This is a genomic window from Stenotrophomonas sp. YJH_SMC_48-3, from assembly GCF_059369375.1.
This window is the reverse complement of the sequence record NZ_JCAFSQ010000003.1, coordinates 421,452-440,780: the sequence shown is the minus strand read 5'-3', so window position 1 is coordinate 440,780 and position 19,329 is coordinate 421,452. Positions and strand designations below refer to the sequence as shown.

Below are 19,329 nucleotides of genomic sequence, written 5' to 3'. Positions count from 1 at the left end.
GCGATCATTGCCCACGCCGCTGCCCCCTGGCCGGCAGCGGCGTGGGCAATGGACCGGCACAGGGCCGGCCATTGCCGTTTTCACCGATGCCGCCAGCGAGCCGGCGGCATCGGGTCATGCATCACCGCCCGGGCTTAGAAGCGGAAGCCCACTTCGGCCTTGACCTGGCGCGGAGTACCGATGATGTCGCCGGTCTCGTTGTAGCTGGCCTGCAGCTTGCCGTTGGTCTTGACGTAGTTGTAGGTGGAGAAGTTGTCGAAGTTGAACACGTTGATGATGTCCAGGCGGGCGTACAGCTCGGTGTTGCCCGCCAGCTTGAACGTCTTCGTCGCCTGCAGGTCGACCGAACGGTAGCCGAAGATCTTGCCACCCACCAGGAACTTGCCGGTGGCGTTGGGCACGGCCGCCTGCGGGGTCGGCAGGGTGTAGCCGCTGGCCTGCATCACCGGGTACCAGTCGTTGACGGCGGTCGGGGTGGCCAGGGTGATCTTGCCACCGAAGGTGATGCCCCAGAAGCCCGCGTAGGAACCGGTCACCACCAGGCGGTGGCGCGGCGCGCCGTTGGAGCGGATGGTCGGGTAGTCACCGATCAGGCCGCGATCGAACGCATACTTCTCGTTGATGTCGCGGTTATGGCGCGCAGTGGTCCAGGTATAGGCGATCGAGGTGCCCCAGCCGCTTTCCTTGGTGAACGGCTTCTGTGCCGACAACAGGACCTGGGTGGCGCGGGTCTTGATGCCCTGCTGGCCGATGATCAGGCTGCCGAAGCCCGGCACGTTGCAGCTCCAGGCCTGGCTCAGGCCTGCGGAGGTGCCGCCGCACAGGCGCGGATCATCGAAGAACTGGCCGGTCGGGTAGCGGTTGCCCAGGGTGAAGGCGAAGCCGTCGTAGCTCAGGGTACGAGCGATGGTGGCATCGGTCAGCCAGTCGCCGATCTGGTTGCTCATGCCCAGGCTGAACTGATCGGAGTACGGCGCCTTCAGCTTGTTGTTCAGCAGGTCAACCTCCAGCCCGGCATTGCTGGTCGCGCCGACCAGTGCCTGCAGGTTGCCGATGCCGTTGAGCAGGTTCGGATTCCAGTCATAGCAGGCGGCCTGGCCGTTGATGCAGGTGTTGGTGGCCGGGTTGCGGAAGTAGATGGTCGGCTGCGGCAGGGCCAGCTTGGTGGTTTCCAACTGCAGGTTGTCGAACAGGTCACGGTCGTAGGAACGGCCGGCACCACCGTGGATCACGTGCTGCTCGTCGGCATTGATGTCATACGAGAAGCCCAGGCGCGGCTGCCAGGCATCCTTGAACGCCTTGCGGTTGTGGCCGTTGCTGATGTAGTCGCTGATGTCCAGGCCGCCCAGTGCCAGCGAATCGGCATAGGTCTGGCCGGCGGGCGCGCGCGGATCCTGCGAATAGATGGCGTCGACCACCTGCTGCGGGGTCACGAAGTCCAGGTAGGACGGGGTCTTTTCGTAGTCCCAGCGCAGGCCGATGTTCAGCTGCAGGTGGTCGTTGACCTGCCAGTCGTCCTGGATGAACACGCCGTACTGCTTGGACTTCGAACGCACTTCGCCGGACACGCCGGACACGCCGGTCACCGGCTTGACGAACTGCGCCTTGTACGGAATCGAATCGGGGAAGTCCGGATCGCCCAGCGAGTAGGTGAAGGTCGGGTTGATCTGTGCCGCATCGGATGCGTACAGATCGATCGCCTTGTACTTCACGCCCATCTTGATGGTGTGGTCACCGGCCCACTGGATGCCATCCAGGGTCAGGTTGTCTTCGATCGACCAGCCCTTCTGGCCCTTCACCTGCGAATCCAGTGCCGAGGCGCCACCGATCTTCACGATGGTGCGGTCTTCGGGGCCGTCCGGTGCGGTGTAGGTGATGCCGTTGGCCAGCGTCAGCGGGGTCGGGTTGTTGAACGAGTCTTCGTGGGTGACCATCAACTCGTTGTAGTAGCGCTCACCGCTGTGGTTCCAGCGCAGGGCGTAACGACGGTCGGTGTTGACCACTTCACGGCCGGCTTCCGGCGAGGTCTGGCCACTGAACTGCGACTGGGTTTCGTCGCGGTCCTGGAAGGTCAGCTCGATGCGATCGTTGTCGGTCGGCTCGAAGTCGATCTTGCCGAAGATCAGGTCCTGCTGGAACGGCTGGCTGGCCGGGCCAAGGCCGGCGGCGCCGGCCGGCGGCAGCAGGCCGGCAGCGCCGGTGACCGCGCCATCCGGCGCGATGGTGACCGGCAGGTCGAAGCGCTTGGCTTCGTAGGTCACGAAGAAGTGCGCCTTGTCCTGGACGATCGGGCCGCCCAGGGCGAAGCCGTATTCCTTCTCGGCCGAGACCATCTTCTCCTTGCCACCCTGGCGCTCGGCCGGGGTCTTGGCACGCATGTCTTCATCGGTGTAGCGGTAGAACGCCTCACCCTTGAACTCATTGGTGCCGGACTTGGTTGCAGCCGTCACCGCGGCGCTCGACACCTGGCCATACTCGGCCTTGTAGTTGCCGCTGATGACCTTGTATTCGCCGATGGCCAGCTGCGGGAACGGGTTGCCGGCGCTACCGGACTGGCCGGCCACGCCGCCGCCCTTGACGTAGCTCTTCTGGCCCACGCCGTCGATGTACACGTTGGTGCCATCGGCATTGGTGGCGCCGCCGCGCAGCGAGGTGTTGCCCTTGGCGTCGCGGGTGAAGATCAGGCCCGGCACCGCGTCGGCGAACTCCAGGAAGTTGCGCGACACCTGCGGGGTGGTCTGGATCTGCTGCAGGCTGACGGTCTTGCCGACTTCGGAGGTGCGCACTTCCTGCAGCAGGGTCGGCGCAACAACGTTGACGGTGTCCAGGTTGGTGGCCGCGGTCGAACCCTGGGTGCTGCTGGCGGCACCGGCAAAGTTCAGCGTCGCGGTCGAGGCCACGGTGACGGTGACCTTCTGGGTCTGGCCGTTGGCGACCACGTTGTAGGTGCCCGGATCCAGGCCCATCAGCGAGTAGCTGCCGTCGGCGCGGATGGTGCCACGGCGGACGGTACCGGTGGCCACGTTGGTGGCGGTCACTTCGGTGCCTGCCTGGGCGCCGGCAACCTGGCCGCGCAGGCTGGCGTTGGCCGACTGCGCCATGACGTTGGGGGCGGCAGCCAGCATCAGGCAGCTGACCAGTGCGGTGCTCAGCAGCCGGCGCGCCGGCATGCGGAAGGTGGTATGCATCATCAACTCAATCTCCGGGTGGCGGTAACCGCTTGCGCGGTCCCTGCGATCAATCAAAAAAGAAGGAACGCCTCTGGCTTCAACGGCCGGATGGCGGAGTGGTGGAATCGCGAACAATCAAGCGGGGAACCAGGGTCTGCTTGTCCCCTGCCCCATCCGTGGAGGTGCCGTCCATCAACTGCATCAGACGCGTCATGGCCCGGTCGCCGAGCTCGGCGATGCTGACCTGCATGGTGGTCAGCGACGGGTGGACGAAACGCGCCAGTGGAATGTCATCGAAACCCGCCAAGGCAACATCGGCGGGCACACGGACGCCGGCCTGGGTGAATGCATACAGGCACCCCAGGGCCATCATGTCGTTGGCGGCGAATACGGCATCGGGCAGCGCTCCGGCTGCCAGCAACTCCTGACCGGCACGATGGCCGGAAGCTTCGTCGAAATCACCGGGCAACTCGATGCCTTCGGCGCCACCGCCAAAAGCCACCAGCGCGTCACGGAAGCCGCGCAGGCGCTCGCGCGCGTCGAAGTTGAGATCCGGGCCAGAAATGAAAGCGATGCGACGGTGGCCGGCGTCCAGCAGGTGGCGGGTCATCGCCATCGCACCTGCGTGGTCATCGATGCTCAGCACCGGGTGGTCCTGCCCGGGCAGATAGGTATTGATCAACACCGTCGGCAGCGACTGCGGCAGGTTGTCGGTCAGGAAGCCCGGGCTCTCGGCGTAGGGCGAGAGCACAAGCAGGCCGTCGACGCGGCCGCGCATGGCACGCAGGGCCGCGCCCTGCTGTTCCTGGTCGCCGTGGTAGCTGGACACCAGCAGGTGCTGGCGGCGGTTGCGGGCCACGCCGTCGATGCCGCGCATCAACTCGGAGAAGAATTCGCCGTACAGGTCAGGCAGCACCACGCCCACCGTATTGGTGCGGCGGCTGCTCAGGCTGCGGGCGGCGGCGTGCGGGGTGTAACGCAACCGTGCGGCCACCTCCAGCACAAGCTGGCGGACCGGTTCGGCGACATTTTCATGCCCGTTGAGCGCGCGGGAAACCGTGGCCACGGAGACCCGGGCTTCGCGTGCGACGTCTTTGATTGTGATAGCTGCCTTGTTCACGAAGCCGCCCTCCACGGCTTGGACCTACCAGCATTGGCGCGGAATGTAAGCGTTTCCATCTGGGCTTGTAAACAGTCCGTTAGGCGAATGTCCCGAAATGGACATGAAAACCTGTCCGTGGCGAGGCCCATGAAGGACCCGCCAGGACAGCGTGGGACAAGGGCTCAGCCCTGTTCTGACGGGGTCTGCGCGCGGATGGACAACGCGTGGATATCGGTCTCCATCATCGACCCCAGCGCGGCATAGACCGCGCGGTGCCGGGCCAGCGGACCCAGCCCGGCGAAGCGCTCACTGACCACATGCACGTTGAAATGGCCGCGGCCATCGCGTGCACCGGCATGACCGGCGTGACGATGGCTGTCGTCTTCGATTTCCAGCACGCTGGGGGCCAGCGCCTGCTGCAGTGCGTCACGCATCCGCTCGATCCGCTCCGCGTTCACGGCAGGACCTTGCGGAACGGCCGCACCTGCACATGGGTGTATACGCCGGCGGCGACGTACGGGTCGGCATCGGCCCAGGCCTGGGCCTGCGGCAGCGACTCGAACTGTGCAATCACCACCGAACCACTGAAGCCGGCCGGGCCCGGGTCTTCACTGTCCACCACCGGGCACGGCCCGGCCAGCAGCAGGCGCCCCTCGTCGCGCAGCGCATGCAGGCGCGCCAGGTGTTCCGGCCGCGCCTGCAGCCGCTGCGCCAGCACGTTCTGGCCGTCATACCCTTCGATCACATACCACACCGGCATTTCCTCGCTTGCGTTGTCGGGTGCGCAGATTCTAGCCAATGCGCTCCCTGCCCCGGCCCGGCTGGACACTGGCGCGACAAAGGCTTACCCTAGACTCCATTGCACGTGGTGGATGCAGCAGCCCGTCGGTTTTGCGGCCAACGCAGCCCCCGACGACCGTCCCGCTGCTTCAAACCGGACCATCCGGCCGGGCCACGTAGACGACCTCCCCGTAGTTCTGTCGCTGCCGTCTCCTGCGGCGCGTCCTGCTGTTTGATATGTGTGGAATCGCGCCGATCCCGGCGTGTCTGGTGCCCTGGGGCGCCGTGGCGTTGGCCCGGCGAACCCGGTGCCGCGACTGGTCCGTTGCAATCCTGATGTCCATTAGATGACTTCCGAACTCGCGCTTGACGCGAACCCGCCAACCCGGCCGCCCGCCCCCCAGCAGCAGGAAATGCCGCTGGCCGTGGTGCATGGGCAACCGGTCCTGCAGATCCCGCAGGACCTGTACATCCCGCCGGACGCGCTGGAAGTCATCCTGGATGCCTTCGAAGGCCCGCTGGACCTGCTGTTGTACCTGATCCGCCGCCAGAACCTCGATGTACTGGACATCCCCGTCGCCGAGATCACCCGGCAGTACGTGGAATACATCACCGTGATGCGCGAGCTGCGCTTCGAGCTGGCGGCCGAGTACCTGGTGATGGCCGCGATCCTGGCCGAGGTGAAGTCGCGGATGCTGCTGCCGCGCCCGGTCAGCGAGGAAGGCGATGAGACCGACCCGCGCGCCGAGCTGGTGCGCCGGCTGCAGGAGTACGAACGTTTCAAGCAGGCCGCCGAGGACATCGACGCCCTGCCCCGTCAGGACCGCGACACCACGGTGGCGCATGCTTTCATGCCCGAACGCGCCACGGTGAAGCTGCCGCCGCCGGTGGACCTGAAGGAAATGCTGCTGGCTTTGCACGACGTGCTCAAGCGCGCCGAGCTGTTCAGCGGCCACGCCATCAAGCGCGAGGCACTGAGCGTGCGGCAACGCATGGGCGAGGTACTCGGCCGCCTGGAAGACGGCAGGTTCTATCGCTTCGAAGGGCTGTTCACGGCCGAAGAAGGCAAGCTGGGCGTGCTGGTCACGTTCCTGGCGGTGCTGGAGCTGGCCAAGGAACAGCTGCTGGACATCGTCCAGGAAGAACCGCTGGCGCCGATCTACGTCAAGTCGCTGGCGGCCGGCAACACCAACGCCCCGCTGCAGTTCAGCAGCGAGTTTGACGACAACGACGCCGCCAATGCCAATGAGTGAGCGCTGAGTGCCGATGGACCAATCGCTGATCGACCGCATTGTCGAGGGTGCCCTGCTGGCCTCCAGCCAGCCGCTCACCCTGGCCCAGCTGAAGGACCTGTTCCCGGAAGATGAGCCCGCACCGCCGGGCAGCATCGAACGTGCGCTGGAACGGCTGCGCGAGGCCTGCGAAGGACGCGGCGTGGAACTGGTCGAGGTCGCTTCGGGCTTCCGCTACCAGGTCACCAGCGAAGTGCATGGCTGGATCAGCCGGCTGTGGACCGAACGCAAGACCCGCTACACCCGTGCCACCCTGGAAACCCTGGCGCTGATCGCCTACCGGCAGCCGATCACCCGCGGCGAGATCGAACAGGTGCGCGGCGTGGCGGTCAGCAGCAACATCATCCAGGCACTGGAAGAACGCGAATGGATCCGCGTGGTCGGCCACCGCGACGTGCCCGGCAAGCCGGCACTGTTCGGCACCACCAAGGGCTTCCTGGACTACTTCGGGCTGAAGCGGCTGGACGAACTGCCGCCGCTGTCGGAACTGAAGGACCTGGGCGAGCTGGAACCGCAGCTGGCGCTGGACCGCGATGCTCCGGCCGTTGCCGGCGCCGACGGCCCGGACGTCTCGGCCGACGGCGCTGCCGCCAACGACGACGCCGGCCTGGCCGGCAGTGACACCCCCGATTCCGCCGATGCAGCGCCTGCGTCGGCCACCGATGAGCAAGCACCTTCGCCCCTCGATGATGGGCACCCCGATTCCGCGCCGGGCGAGCGCGCGGTGCCCCTGAACGAACGCGAAGACAACGCCGTCGCGATGACGACCGTGGCTGTTGACCAAGCCGATTCCGAACCAGAGGCCGACCTCGAAACCGTCGGCCGGAGCAAAACTGATGAGTGACACCCCCCGTAACAAGCTCTCGCTGAAGCGCGAAGCCACCTCCGAACAGTTCAAGCTGGAAGAGCGCCTGCACAAGGTGCTGGCCCAGGCCGGCCTCGGCTCGCGCCGTGCGCTGGAACAGCGCATTGCCGAGGGCCTGGTCAAGGTCAACGGTGAAGTCGCGCAGACCGGCATGTCGGTCAAGAGCGGCGACAGGATCGAACTGGACGGTCGCGGCTTCGTCGCCACCGCCCTGTCCGAACCGTCGCGCGTGCTGGTCTACAACAAGCCTGAAGGCGAAGTGACCACCCGCGAAGATCCCGAAGGCCGCCCGACCGTGTTCGAATCGCTGCCGCCGCTGAAGGGCGCGCGCTGGATCGCCATCGGCCGCCTGGACATCAACACCACCGGCCTGCTGCTGGCCACCACCGACGGTGAACTAGCCAACGCCATGATGCACCCGTCGTTCGAGGTCGAGCGCGAGTACGTGGTGCGCGTGCGTGCGCCGGAAGGCGAGGAAAAGGTCTCCGACGCCATCGTCGACCGCCTCAGCCGTGGCGTCGCGCTGGAGGACGGTCCGGCCAAGTTCGATGAGATCGAACGCATCGGCGGCACCGATTCGCACGACTGGTTCCGCGTCGTGGTGAAGGAAGGCCGCAACCGCGAAGTGCGCCGCCTGTGGGAATCGCAGGGTTGCCAGGTCAGCCGCCTGAAGCGCACCCGCTACGGCAAGGTTAGCCTGCCGCGCGAACTGGCCCGTGGCCATTCGGTGGAACTGGGTACCGCCCAGGTGGAAGCGCTGCGTGCGCAGCTGAAGCTGGAAGAAGGCGCACCGTCGGCGCTGACGCTGCAGCCGGTGATCGGCCAGCGCCGCGCCGCCAAGACCACCGTGCGCGTGCGCGAAGGTGGCCGCGGCAATGCCTACGTCAATGGCCACAACACCGCTGACGAAGGTCGCGAGCTGCGCCGTTTCGACAACGTCCGCGAAGACCGCGGCCGTGGTCGCGGCGGCAAGGGTGGCGGCTTCAAGGGCGGCCTGACGGTCAGCGGTGAAGCGGCAGCCAAGCAGTCGCAGAAGCCGTTCAAGCAGCGCGCCCCGAAGAATGATCGCTCGCTGCCGGAAGGCAATCCGGCGGCATTCCGCACCTGGTACGTGCCGGATGGCGTAAGCACCGGCCCGAGCGGCCATCGCAACGCCGGTCCGGGCGCGCGCGGCCCCGGTGCCCGTGGTCCGGGTGCAGGCGGCCAGGGTCGTCCGTATGGCAAGCCGAAGGGTCCGGGTGCAGGCGCCGGTGGCGGCCAGGGCCGTGGCGGTTTCGGCGGTGAAGGCCGTGGCGGCGCAGGCGGCCAGGGTCGTCCGGCCGGTGCCGGCAACCGCTCGCAGGGCCAGGGCAACAGGCACCCGTACGGCCATCCGGGCAATGCCCCGAACTTCCCGTCCGACCACGCCACGCCGGGCTTCAACCCCTACGGCAGCCCGAAGCCGGCGCACGGTGCGCGTCCGGGCGGTCGTGGTCCGGGCGGCGGCAACCGTGGCCCGGGCGGCAATCGCGGCCCTGGCGGCCCGGGTGGGAACCGTGGTCCGGGCGGCCCCGGTGGCAACCGCGGTCCGGGCGGCCCGCGCCGCAGCGGCCCGCGCGGCGGCTGATCACCGGCCCGACTGAAATGAAAAACCCCGGCTCCGGCCGGGGTTTTTCTTTGAAAAGGGGACGGAGGGGATTAAGTCGTTTTTGCCACGGCCTGTATCAAAGGGGCGAAAGCGCCTTAATCCCCTCCGTCCCCTTTTGCGTGGCGCTGGAACGCGGCGGGCGTGGTGCCGGTCATGCCGCGGAAGAAGGCGATGAACGGGCTCTCGGCGGAGAAGCCGGTGTCCTGGGCCACATGCGCGACGCGATGACCGAGCAACAGCAGCTCCATGGCCCGCATCAGGCGCCATTGCTGGCGCCAGGCCTGATAGCCCATGCCTGTATCGTGTTGCATCAACCGGCCAACCGTACGCGCGCTCAGGCCGGTACGCGTGGCCAGTTCGTGCAGTTCGGGCGGCAGCTGTTCGGCCAACGGCAGGCAACGTGCAATGCGCGGATCACGCGGCAAAGGCAGGTCCATCGGCGCCACCGGTGCAGCAGCGATTTCCAGCACGCACAACGCCAGTTGGTGGTGCGCGCGCGGCGACTGCCAGTCATGGTCGAACGGCGCCTGCGCAATCGGCTCCAGCAAGGCCTGCAGCAGCGGCCCCACGCCGATGATCGCTGGTTGCCGGGGCAGCTGGGCTGACAGGGTGGCGTCGAAGTACAACGAACGGTAGTCGACCGCCTGGCGCATCTGCGCGCGATGGCGTAGCCCACCGGGAATCCACGCGGCGCGCGCGGGCGGCAGCAGGCTGATGCGATCACCGTAGGTGAGGCGCGTGCAGCCCTGCCGGGTGTAGAGCAGTTGCGCGCGTGCATGCTGGTGCCAACCCGAGTCGTGATCCGCCAGTGATGCTGCGATCCCCAGCACCGGAGCGCTCCAGGCATCGGCGTCGAAGTGCGTGTGCGGCTGCAACCAGGCCATGTCTGATTTCATACATTCGATGACAGGATAGACAGGGTGCGTCATTGCAGTCGCGACCACAATGCGCAGCCCCGTTTCTGGAGCGCCCGCATGTCGCGCCGCCTGTTGTTGCTCACCATTGCACTGCTGATGTTTCCGCAGTTGGCACAGACCCTGTACAGCCCGGCCCTGGCCGATCTGGCCAAACGCTTCGCCCTGCCGCCGGGTACCGCCAGCCAGACCATGAGCCTGTATCTGTTCGGCTTCGCTGCAGGCGTGCTGCTGTGGGGGCGCCTGGCCGATCGTATCGGTCGTCGCCCGGCCCTTCTATGTGGCTTGGGCGTCTTTGCCGTGGCTGCACTGGGCGGCCTGCTCGCTGGTAGCTTCGGCCAGGTGTTGCTGGCCCAAGCGCTGGCCGCGGTTGGCGCCGCCGCCGCTTCGGTGGTCACCCAGACCGTGCTGCGCGACCACCTGCAGGGACCCGCGTTGGCGCAGGCATTCTCCTGGATCGGCATGGCCCTGGCCCTGAGCCCGGCCATCGGCCTTGCACTGGGCACGCTGCTGGTCGCCGTCCATGGCTATGTCGGCGTACAGTCCGGCCTGCTGCTGACCGCTGCCGTGCTGGCAGTCGCATGCCTGGCTGGCCTGCGCGAAAGCCGCCCTGCACATATCCCGCACACGCCCATGCTGCCGCTGCTGCGGCAACTGCTGTGCGATCGCTGGATCTGGTCACACGCATTGCTGGTGATGGCTTTCAACGTAGCGATGTACAGCTGGTACGCGCTCGGTCCTTTCGTATTTGCGCGCCTGCACTGGCCCGCCGCCTGGTTCGGCGCCAGCGGCGCGTTGCTGGCATTGGGCTCGGCACTGGGTGCATGGGGCAATGGCCGCCTGTTGCGTGCCGGCGTTGCCGCGGCCACGCGCATCCGCACCGCCGCAGGCCTGGTTCTGACGGGAGGACTGCTGGCTGCGCTGCTGCATGATCACCCTGCCGTGATCGCGGCGATGGTGCCGGTGGTGACGGGCTTCGGCCTTGCCATTCCCAATGTGCTGGGCCAGGCCCTGCGCGGCTACCCACATTGTCTTGGCAGCGCAGGCGCACTGTTCGGCCTGCTCTACTACCTGTTGATCGGTGCGGCAATGGCGTTGGTCGGTGCAGTGCAGCTGCTGGCCCCGACGCTCATCGTGTGTGGCCTGCTGGCCTTCTGGCTGCAGCGGCGGCGTCCCGCTGCGACCTAGGAATTGCTGCAAAAACAGCGCACTGTGCGCGGCTTCCGGGAACGGCTTTGATTCGCTGGCTATCGTGCGCGCTGTCCCACACAAGACCGATGCCCATGATCACCATCACCGCCGAACAGGCCCGCGCCAACGCTGACGCCGCCAAGCGCCCGATCGAACTGTTCTACCGCGACCTCGACAACGCCATCCAGGCCGCCTCGGAAAATGGCCGTCGCTACATCGTGTTCGGCTTCAGCCAGGTAATGGCCAGCGAGCAGCTCGTCGAAGACGCGGTCGCACAATTGCTGAAAAATGGTTTCGATGTCGAACGGCTGTTGAGCGATTCCGAACAGCACTACATCCGCATCAGCTGGGGAACTGCCCAGCCGACGCGCCTCAGCGCCGGCTGATGGTGAAGGCGGCGCCGTCCACGCCCAGGTCCCAGCCCTTGCCGGTACCGGACAGGGCCAGCGAGATGTCGCCCTTGGTCATCACCTGCGCGTTGCTGGATTTCACCGCACCCGCATGCGCACCCACCGACGCGTAGGTACCCAGCAGTTCGTTGACGCTGACCGCACCGGTGAAGCTGCCACGCCCATTGGTGATCTTCGACTTGCCCACGGTCAGGCCCCCGCCCTTCACTTCGATACGCACCGGCATGCTGGCGCCATTGGCGCAGGTGACCGTGCCGGTGCCGGAAGCGGTCTTGTAGATCAGCGACCAACCGGACAGGTTGTAGCGCAGCTGGCAATCGAGATTGCCGGCGGCGTGTGCAGCTGGGGCCAGCGTTGCAGCAGACAGGGCCAGCAGCAGGGCGAGAGGCTTGTTCATGGCGGCACTTCCAGTTCGGTCGGACTGCCGGCGAATCTAGCAGCGCGCGCGTGCAGATTGGATGCAGGCGCGCGCGCTGGTGCGGCGGTGTTCAGGCCGTGGCTCAGGCCTGTTCGTCCAGGTGAAAGGCATCGGCATCGAGCATCGCCGGGAAGCGCGCACGATGTGCGGCCAGTGCTTCGGCCGAAATGGTGGTGGTCACCACCTGTTCGCGTTCGCGGATCTCCACCTGCGGCTGGCCGAGGAAGTCGATCACCGCGCTGTCGCCGGCGTAGTGCAGCTGGTTGCCGTCCACGCCGACGCGGTTTACCGCCGCCACGAAGCAAAGGTTCTCGATCGCGCGCGCACGCAGCAGGGTCTTCCACGCATAGGCGCGCGCCGACGGCCAGTTGGCCACGAAGATCTGCAGGTCGAAATCCAGCTGCTGCGGGCGTTCGACGTTGTAGCGGTTGCGGCAGAACACCGGGAAGCGCAGGTCGTAGCAGACCTGCGGATTGATCCGCCAGCCCTTCCATTCCACGCTCAGGCGCTCACGGCCAGCGGCATAGCGCTCGTGCTCGCCGCCGTAACGGAACAGGTGGCGCTTGTCGTAGTACTGCAGGTTGCCATCGGGGGTGGCGAACAGCAGGCGGTTGTACACGCCCTCGCCGTCGCGCAGCTGCACGCTGCCGATCACCGCCGCACCCAGGGCCCGGGCCTGTTCGCGCGCCCAGGCCACGGTCGGGCCGTCCATGCCTTCGGCCTGGGCAATGGCGTCATTGGAGAAGCCACTGGTGAAGGTCTCCGGCAGGATCACCAGGTCGGTGGTGCCGGCCAGCGGTGCGAGCAGCGCGCCGTAGTAGGCGCGGTTGCCGGCCGGATCGTGCCAGCGGGTGTCACCCTGGACGAGGGAAATGCGCAGGTCCTGCATGTTCACGCCTCCGCTCAGAGCAGGCGCAGGCGTTCGATCGCCGCGTCCATCGTTGCTTCATTCTTCGCAAAGCACAGGCGCACCAGGCGCTGGCCGGCCGGCGGCGTCTCGTAGAACGGCGACAGCGGGATGGCGGTCACGCCCTTCTCGATGGTCAGCCACTTCACGAACTCATGGTCCGGCAGGTCGCTGATGGCCGAGTAGTCGACCAGCTGGAAGTAGCCGCCCGGGACCGGCAGCGCCTTCAGGCGGGTACCGGTCAGCTGCTCGCGGAAACGGTCGCGCTTGGCCTGGTAGAACGCGCCCAGTTCCAGGTGGTGTTCGGGTTCGTCGCGGATCATCGCGGCGAAGCCGTACTGGGCCGGGCCGAAGCTGGTGAACGTGTTGTACTGGTGCACCTTGCGGAACTCGGCGGTCAGCAATGGCGGCGCCACGGCGTAGCCGATCTTCCAGCCAGTGCAGTGGTAGGTCTTGCCGAAGCTGGAAATGACGAAGGTGCGCTCGCGCAGTTCGGGATAGCGCAGCGCCGACTCATGGCGGCGACCGTCGTAGATGATGTGCTCGTACACCTCATCGGAGACCAGGTAGATCTGCGTGCCGCGCAGCAGCTCGGCCAGCGCCTGCATGTCAGCCTCGTCCAGCATCGCACCGGACGGATTGTGCGGGGTGTTGACCATCAGCATGCGGGTGCGCGGGGTGATTGCCGCGCGCACGCGGTCCCAGTCCACAGCGAAGGTCTGCGGGTCCAGCGGCACGTGCACGGCCTTGGCACCGGCAAGCTCGATCGCCGGCTCGTAGCAGTCATAGGCCGGGTCGAGCACGATGACTTCCTCGCCGGCGCGCACCACCGCGTGGATGGCATTGAAGATGGCCTCGGTGGCGCCACTGGTGACGGTGATTTCGGTGTCCGGATCAATGGTGGCGCCGTACAGGTCCAGCGACTTCTGTGCGATGGCCTGGCGCAGCGGCGCCACGCCGGTCATCGGCGGGTACTGGTTGAGGCCGGCAGCCATCGCCTTGGCCGTTTCATCGATCAGGCGCTGCGGCGCGGAAAAGTCCGGGAACCCCTGGCCCAGGTTGACCGCGCCATGTTCGGCAGCGACCTGGGACATCACGGTGAAGATCGTGGTACCGACCTTGGGCAGCTTGGTGGTGGGTTGCATCGGCCTGGACTGTGGAGAACAAGGGCCCCCGAGTTTACGCAATCCGCGCGTCGGTAGTGCCGGCCGCTGACCGGCAACCTCGGCTGGCAGATGGCGAAATTGCCGGCCAGCGGCCGGCACTACCATGTGAATTCACCGCTACAATTGCCATCGCACTCCGGCATGAAGACCCCTGCCCCTTGAACACCCCTGCATTGCTGGCCGCCAGCGGCCTGAGCTTCTCCCGCAATGACGAGCCGGTGTTCGGCCCGCTGGACTTCCATGTGGACGCCGGCGAGGCACTGCTGGTGCAGGGTGGCAATGGCGCCGGCAAGACCACCCTGCTGCGCGTGCTGGCCGGCCTGGCCCGGCCCGGCGCCGGCCAGGTGCGGATCGACGGCAAGCCGGCGAGCAACGCCGAACGTGCACGCTACGTGGCCTACCTCAGCCATCTGCCGGCCCTGAAGCCAGACCTGGACACGCTGGAGAACCTGCACTTCCTGTGCGGCCTGCATGGCCGGCGTGCCCGGCAGATGCCCGGCAACGCACTGGCGATCGTCGGCCTGGCCGGCTACGAGGACACCCTGGTGCGGCATCTGTCGGCCGGGCAGAGGCGGCGGCTGGCACTGGCGCGCATCTGGCTGTCGCCGGCGCCGCTGTGGCTGCTGGACGAGCCCTATGCCAACCTCGACCTGGAGGGCATCACCCTGGTCAACCGGATGATTTCGGCGCACCTGCGCGCCGGTGGCGCTGCGCTGGTCACCACCCACGGCGCCTATGCCGCACCGCCGGTGCGTACCCGCCAGCTCGACCTCGGCGGTGCCGCATGATCGCGCCGGGTACCGAACCGGGCCTGTGGCAGACCGCAGGCGCCCTGCTCAAGCGCGACCTGCGCCTGCTCTGGCGCCGCCGCGGCGACGCGCTGCAACCGCTGCTGTTCGCGGTGCTGGTGGTGGTGCTGTTCGCGCTGGCGCAGGGCCGCGAGCCACAGCTGCTGGCCGCCACCGCCGGCGCGGCGCTGTGGCTGGCCGTGCTGCTGGCGGGACAGCTGTCGCTGGATTCGCTGTTCCGTTCCGATGCCGAAGACGGCTCGTTGGAACAATGGCTGCTGGCGCCGGTGCCGCTGGCCTGGCTGGTGCTGGTACGCGTGCTGCTGCACTGGGCCACCACCGCCCTGCCGTTGATCGTGGTCAGCCCGCTGCTGGCCGAAATGCTGCATCTGCCGCATGACCAGCTGCCGATGTTGCTGGCATCGTTGCTGCTGGGAACGCCGTTGCTGAGCCTGATCGGTGGCGTGGTCGCTGCACTGACCGTCGGCATCCGGCGCTCTGGTATTCTCGTGGCGTTGCTGTCGTTGCCGCTGTACGTGCCCGTGCTGGTGTTCGGCGCAGGCAGCCTGGCGGCAGCCGGGCGCGGGCAGGATCCGGTCGGTGCGCTGCTGATGCTGGGCGCTGGCCTGCTGGTCGCGCTGGTGCTGGCTCCGCTGGCCACTGCTGCTGCAATACGTATTTCTCTGAGTTGACCGAGCTGAGAGCCAATCCACCCCTGCTGGATAGCCGCCACGCATGAATCCGATTGTCCGCTGGTTCCACCAACTCGGTTCGCCTCCCACGTTCGATCGTTTCGCTGCCCGCTGGTCGCGGGTGTTCTACCTGGTTGCGGTGCCGGTGCTGCTGGTCGGCATGTGGCAGGCGCTGCTGGTGGTGCCACCGGAAGCCAAGCAGCTGGACAGTTTCCGCATCCTCTACATCCACGTCCCCAGTGCCTGGATGAGCCTGTTCGTGTTCGCACTGATGGCGCTGTACGCGGCCATCGCGCTGATCTGGCGGATCAAGGTCTGCGAGATCCTGGCCATGGCCTGCGCGCCGATGGGCGCCGGTTTCACCCTGATCACCCTGCTGACCGGCAGCATCTGGGGCAAGGGCACCTGGGGCACCTGGTGGGACTGGGACCCGCGCATGACCAGCGAACTGGTGCTGCTGTTCCTGTACCTGGGCGTGATCGGCCTGTACCACGCCATCGAGGACCGCCGCAGCGCCGCACGCGCGGCCGGCCTGCTGGCCATCGTGGGTGTCAGCCTGCTGCCAGTGATCCGCTATTCGGTGGACTGGTGGGGCGGCCTGCACCAGCGCCAGTCCATCAACGTGTTCGGTGAATCGGCGATCAGCAGCGCGATGATCGCGCCGCTGTGGTGGATGGTGATCGGCACCAAGTTCTGGTTTGCCGGTTCGGTGCTGGCCAAGGCGCGCTCTGACAATCTCGACCGCGAGGCCGGCAAGGCCTGGGTCGGTGGACGTGTCGGTGCCGAACGCCCTGTCCCGGAGGCCCAGCCATGACCCACCTTCCCTATGTGATCGGCGCCTACGCCGTGTTCGTACTGGTGCTCGGCGCCGATGCCATCGGTTCGTGGCTGCGACTGCGCGTGGCACGCCGGCTGGCACTGGCCCGCCAGCAACGCCAGCAGACCCGGGCGGGCAGGCAGGACGCAGCGACGCCGCTGTCGACGGAGCTGGAACGATGACGCCGGTACAACGCCGCCGCCTGGCCTGGGTACTGCTGGCACTGCTCGCCTCCGGCGTGGCCACCGCGCTGGTGGCGATGGCACTGGAGCGCAACATCGCCTACCTGTACACCCCTTCGGAAGTGCTGCGCGGCGATGTCGATGCGCAGTCGCGCTTCCGCTTGGGCGGCATGGTGGTGAAGGGCTCCTTCAACCGCCCGGTCGGCTCGCTGGAGGCGCGCTTCGAAGTGACCGACGGCGATGCACAGCTGGCGGTGGCCACCTCGCGGATCCTGCCGGACATGTTCGCCGAAGGCACCGCGGTGGTCGCCAGTGGCCGCCTGCAGGACGGTGTCTTCGTCGCCGACGAAGTGCTGGCCAAGCACGATGAGAAGTACGTGCCGAAGGAAGTGGCCGACAAGATGGGCGATGCCCATCGCAAGCACGACGTGCCGGTGACGGCCCCCGAGGTGCGCTGAGTGCTGCCCGAACTGGGTCAGATCCTGCTGTTGTGTGCGTTGCTGGCCTCGCTGCTGCAGGCCGGCCTGCCGCTGGTCGGTGCGCATCGCAACAACGCGGCATGGATGGCAGTGGCGCGGCCTGCCGCCTTCGCGCAGCTGCTGCTGTTGGCCGGCGCGTTCGCGGCGCTGACCGCCGCGTTCGTGCAGCAGGATTTCTCGGTGCGCTACGTGGCCGAGAACTCCAATTCGCTGCTGCCGATGATCTACCGCTATTCGGCGGTGTGGGGTGCGCATGAGGGCTCGCTGCTGATGTGGGCGCTGGTGCTGGCATTGTGGACCGGCGCGGTGGCGCTGTTCTCGCGGCACCTGCCAGCACCGGTGCAGGCGCGCGTACTGGCGGTGATGGGCATTGTCAGCGTCGGCTTTCTCGCCTTCCTGATCTTCACCTCCAATCCGTTCCTGCGCCTGAACCCGGCACCACTGGAAGGCCGCGACCTCAACCCGCTGCTGCAGGACCCGGGGCTGATCATCCATCCGCCGATGCTGTACATCGGTTACGTGGGTTTCGCGGTGCCGTTCGCGTTCGCGGTGGCCGCGCTTCTGGAAGGCCGCGTCGACGCCCGCTGGCTGCGCTGGACGCGGCCGTGGACCAACGTCGCCTGGGGCTTCCTGACTCTTGGCATAGCGCTGGGCAGCTGGTGGGCCTACTACGAGCTGGGCTGGGGTGGCTGGTGGTTCTGGGACCCGGTGGAGAACGCCAGCTTCATGCCATGGCTGGTCGGTGCGGCACTGATCCATTCGCAGGCCGTCACTGAAAAGCGCGGCACGTTCGGCAGTTGGACCCTGCTGCTGGCGATCGCGGCCTTCGCGCTTTCGCTGCTGGGCACCTTCCTGGTGCGCTCCGGTGTGCTGACCAGCGTGCATTCGTTCGCCGCCGATCCGTCGCGTGGCCTGTTCATCCTGGTGTTCCTGTCGGTGCTGGTCGGCGGCAGCCTGCTGCTGTACGCGCTGCGCGCCAGCCAGCTGAGCGTGGACGCCGACGATCCGCGCCGTGGCTTCACCGCCGCCTCGCGCGAGACCCTGCTGCTGGCCAACAACCTGCTGCTGGCCACCGCCTGCGCGATGGTCCTGCTGGGCACGCTGTACCCGCTGCTGGCCGATGCGCTGTCGCTGGGCAAGATCTCGGTCGGCCCGCCCTACTTCGGCAGTCTGTTCCTGCTGCTGATGGCGCCGATGATCCTGCTGCTGCCGTTCGGCCCGCTGGTGAAGTGGCAGCGCGACCAAACTTCGCGTGCATTCGCGCTGCTGGCGCCATGGCTGGGGCTGGCCGTGCTGCTGGGCGCGCTGGCCTGGTGGCAGGCGCCGCAGAACGGCTGGAAGGCCGGCATCGGCGTCGCCGCTGCGGCCTGGGTCGCACTCGGCACCGCACGCTTCGTCTGGCAGCGCCTGCGTGGCAATGGCCGCTTCACCGCCGAGATGCTCGGCATGATCGTCGCCCACGCCGGCATCGCCGTGTTCCTGGCTGGCGCGCTGCTGGTCGAAGCGCTGAACGTGCAGCGTGAAGTGGCGCTGGCACCGGGCCAGCATCTGGTGGTCGGTCGCTACGAAGTGCGCTTCGAGGGCGTGGACCATCGCGAAGGCCCCAATTTCATCGCCGACCGCGGTCACCTGCGGGTGTTCCGCGACGGCCGCGAACTGGCCCTGCTGCACCCGGAGAAGCGCCAGTACGCCAGCGGCGGCCAGGTGATGACCGAGGCCGGCATCGATGCACGCTTCGACGGCGATGTCTACGTGGCATTGGGCGAGCCGCTGGGCAACAATGCATGGGCGGTACGGGTGCACATCAAGCCGTTCGTGCGCTGGATCTGGCTGGGCGCGCTGTTGATGGCCCTGGGCGGATTCATCGCCGCCGCCGACCGCCGTTTCCGTCGTCCGTAGGAGTTTCCATGTCCGAGTCCCCTGCCCCGCGCCCCTCCCGCCCGCTGCCGCCGGTAGCCATCGTGATCGGCGTGCTGTTCTTCTTCGGCCTGCTCGGGCTGATGATCTACGGGGTGATGAAATCGGGTGACCCGCAGCGCGACGTGCTGCCGTCTGCGCTGATCGACAAGCCGGCACCCGCGTTCGCGCTCCCGGTGCTGCACGATCCGGAGATGATCGTGCACAGCGACGACCTGCGCGGTGCGCCCTACCTGCTGAACGTATGGGGCAGCTGGTGCGCGGCCTGCCGCGAGGAACACCCGGTGCTGACCCGCTTCGCGGAAAGCAAGCGCGTGCGCGTGATCGGCTACAACTGGAAGGATGATCCGAAGGACGCGCTGCACTGGCTGGAGCAGCTGGGCAACCCGTTCATGGTGGTGCTCAGCGATGTTGAGGGCCGCACCGCGATCGACTGGGGCGTGACCGCTGCGCCAGAAACCTTCCTGGTTGATGGCAGTGGCATCGTACGCTGGAAGTACAGCGGAGCGATGACCCAGCGCGTGGTCGACGAGAAGCTGATCCCGGCACTGGAGAAGATCGAGAAGGCCCAGGGCAGTGCCGGCAACACCCTGCATACGGCGCCCTGAGCCG

General features: G+C 67.2%; 20 protein-coding genes. 12 read left to right on the top strand and 8 right to left on the bottom strand.

What is annotated here, in order from left to right:
• Positions 1-134: 134 nt before the first annotated feature.
• From AC5P65_RS07140 to AC5P65_RS07125, 4 genes are all read right to left on the bottom strand, one after another.
• Positions 135-3,191, bottom strand: a complete 3,057-nt coding sequence (locus tag AC5P65_RS07140; RefSeq protein ID WP_111097844.1) for a TonB-dependent receptor — start codon at positions 3,189-3,191, stop codon at positions 135-137.
• A gap of 76 nt (positions 3,192-3,267) precedes the next feature.
• The gene (locus tag AC5P65_RS07135; RefSeq protein WP_019660462.1) at positions 3,268-4,305 is read right to left on the bottom strand and encodes a LacI family DNA-binding transcriptional regulator; all 1,038 of its coding nucleotides are present in this window, start codon (positions 4,303-4,305) and stop codon (positions 3,268-3,270) included.
• Positions 4,306-4,454: 149 nt separating this feature from the next.
• Complete coding sequence (locus tag AC5P65_RS07130; RefSeq protein WP_032953611.1) at positions 4,455-4,706, bottom strand: BolA family protein; 252 nt, start codon at positions 4,704-4,706, stop codon at positions 4,455-4,457.
• 20 nt (positions 4,707-4,726) lie between these two features.
• Positions 4,727-5,026: a YciI family protein gene (locus AC5P65_RS07125; protein WP_111097876.1), complete on the bottom strand. Its 300-nt coding sequence runs from the start codon at positions 5,024-5,026 to the stop codon at positions 4,727-4,729.
• A 373-nt stretch (positions 5,027-5,399) separates the two neighbouring features.
• On the opposite strand from AC5P65_RS07125, the gene AC5P65_RS07120 reads away from it, so the two are divergent.
• From AC5P65_RS07120 to AC5P65_RS07110, 3 genes are read left to right on the top strand one after another with little or no spacing between them, the layout of a single operon-like run.
• Entirely contained in the window at positions 5,400-6,305 is a 906-nt protein-coding gene (locus AC5P65_RS07120) for a segregation and condensation protein A (RefSeq protein ID WP_111097845.1), read from the top strand.
• A gap of 13 nt (positions 6,306-6,318) precedes the next feature.
• On the top strand, positions 6,319-7,188 hold the full coding sequence (scpB, locus tag AC5P65_RS07115; RefSeq protein ID WP_019660466.1) for an SMC-Scp complex subunit ScpB: 870 nt from the start codon (positions 6,319-6,321) through the stop codon (positions 7,186-7,188).
• Positions 7,181-8,815, top strand: a complete 1,635-nt coding sequence (locus tag AC5P65_RS07110; protein WP_180832193.1) for a pseudouridine synthase — start codon at positions 7,181-7,183, stop codon at positions 8,813-8,815. The genes scpB and AC5P65_RS07110 overlap by 8 nt, the downstream gene beginning before the upstream one ends.
• A 116-nt stretch (positions 8,816-8,931) precedes the next feature.
• Here AC5P65_RS07110 and AC5P65_RS07105 read toward each other — a convergent pair whose 3' ends face one another.
• The gene (locus AC5P65_RS07105; RefSeq protein WP_021203002.1) at positions 8,932-9,720 is read right to left on the bottom strand and encodes an AraC family transcriptional regulator; all 789 of its coding nucleotides are present in this window, start codon (positions 9,718-9,720) and stop codon (positions 8,932-8,934) included.
• 90 nt (positions 9,721-9,810) lie between these two features.
• Between AC5P65_RS07105 and AC5P65_RS07100 the strand changes: the two genes are divergently transcribed.
• Positions 9,811-10,938: an MFS transporter gene (locus AC5P65_RS07100; RefSeq protein ID WP_111097847.1), complete on the top strand. Its 1,128-nt coding sequence runs from the start codon at positions 9,811-9,813 to the stop codon at positions 10,936-10,938.
• Between the two features lie 95 nt (positions 10,939-11,033).
• Positions 11,034-11,327 (top strand): hypothetical protein, encoded by a 294-nt coding sequence (locus AC5P65_RS07095; protein WP_111097848.1) that lies wholly within the window; start codon positions 11,034-11,036, stop codon positions 11,325-11,327.
• On the opposite strand, the gene AC5P65_RS07090 is transcribed toward AC5P65_RS07095, so the two are convergent.
• From AC5P65_RS07090 to AC5P65_RS07080, 3 genes are all read right to left on the bottom strand, one after another.
• Entirely contained in the window at positions 11,314-11,748 is a 435-nt protein-coding gene (locus AC5P65_RS07090) for a hypothetical protein (protein WP_111097849.1), read from the bottom strand. The genes AC5P65_RS07095 and AC5P65_RS07090 overlap by 14 nt on opposite strands.
• A gap of 103 nt (positions 11,749-11,851) precedes the next feature.
• Entirely contained in the window at positions 11,852-12,658 is an 807-nt protein-coding gene (locus AC5P65_RS07085; RefSeq protein WP_111097850.1) for an amidohydrolase, read from the bottom strand.
• Between the two features lie 14 nt (positions 12,659-12,672).
• Entirely contained in the window at positions 12,673-13,821 is a 1,149-nt protein-coding gene (locus tag AC5P65_RS07080; RefSeq protein WP_180832192.1) for a pyridoxal phosphate-dependent aminotransferase, read from the bottom strand.
• Between the two features lie 11 nt (positions 13,822-13,832).
• Between AC5P65_RS07080 and ccmA the strand changes: the two genes are divergently transcribed.
• The 7 genes from ccmA to AC5P65_RS07045 are packed head-to-tail and all read left to right on the top strand — an operon-like array spanning position 13,833 to position 19,325.
• On the top strand, positions 13,833-14,630 hold the full coding sequence (gene ccmA / locus AC5P65_RS07075; RefSeq protein ID WP_495215532.1) for a heme ABC exporter ATP-binding protein CcmA: 798 nt from the start codon (positions 13,833-13,835) through the stop codon (positions 14,628-14,630).
• Positions 14,627-15,322: a heme exporter protein CcmB gene (gene ccmB, locus AC5P65_RS07070; RefSeq protein WP_180832191.1), complete on the top strand. Its 696-nt coding sequence runs from the start codon at positions 14,627-14,629 to the stop codon at positions 15,320-15,322. Before ccmA ends, ccmB begins: the two co-directional genes overlap by 4 nt.
• 43 nt (positions 15,323-15,365) lie before the next feature.
• Positions 15,366-16,136: a heme ABC transporter permease CcmC gene (gene ccmC, locus AC5P65_RS07065; protein ID WP_180832190.1), complete on the top strand. Its 771-nt coding sequence runs from the start codon at positions 15,366-15,368 to the stop codon at positions 16,134-16,136.
• Positions 16,133-16,321 carry a heme exporter protein CcmD gene (ccmD, locus tag AC5P65_RS07060; RefSeq protein WP_019660476.1) on the top strand — a complete coding sequence of 63 codons (189 nt, stop codon included), beginning with the start codon at positions 16,133-16,135 and terminating at the stop codon, positions 16,319-16,321. The genes ccmC and ccmD overlap by 4 nt, the downstream gene beginning before the upstream one ends.
• Positions 16,318-16,779, top strand: coding sequence for a cytochrome c maturation protein CcmE (ccmE, locus tag AC5P65_RS07055; protein WP_180832189.1), 462 nt, complete (start codon positions 16,318-16,320; stop codon positions 16,777-16,779). The genes ccmD and ccmE overlap by 4 nt, the downstream gene beginning before the upstream one ends.
• Entirely contained in the window at positions 16,780-18,699 is a 1,920-nt protein-coding gene (locus AC5P65_RS07050; RefSeq protein WP_180832188.1) for a heme lyase CcmF/NrfE family subunit, read from the top strand.
• 8 nt (positions 18,700-18,707) lie between these two features.
• Positions 18,708-19,325 carry a DsbE family thiol:disulfide interchange protein gene (locus AC5P65_RS07045; RefSeq protein WP_180832187.1) on the top strand — a complete coding sequence of 206 codons (618 nt, stop codon included), beginning with the start codon at positions 18,708-18,710 and terminating at the stop codon, positions 19,323-19,325.
• Positions 19,326-19,329: the final 4 nt, after the last annotated feature.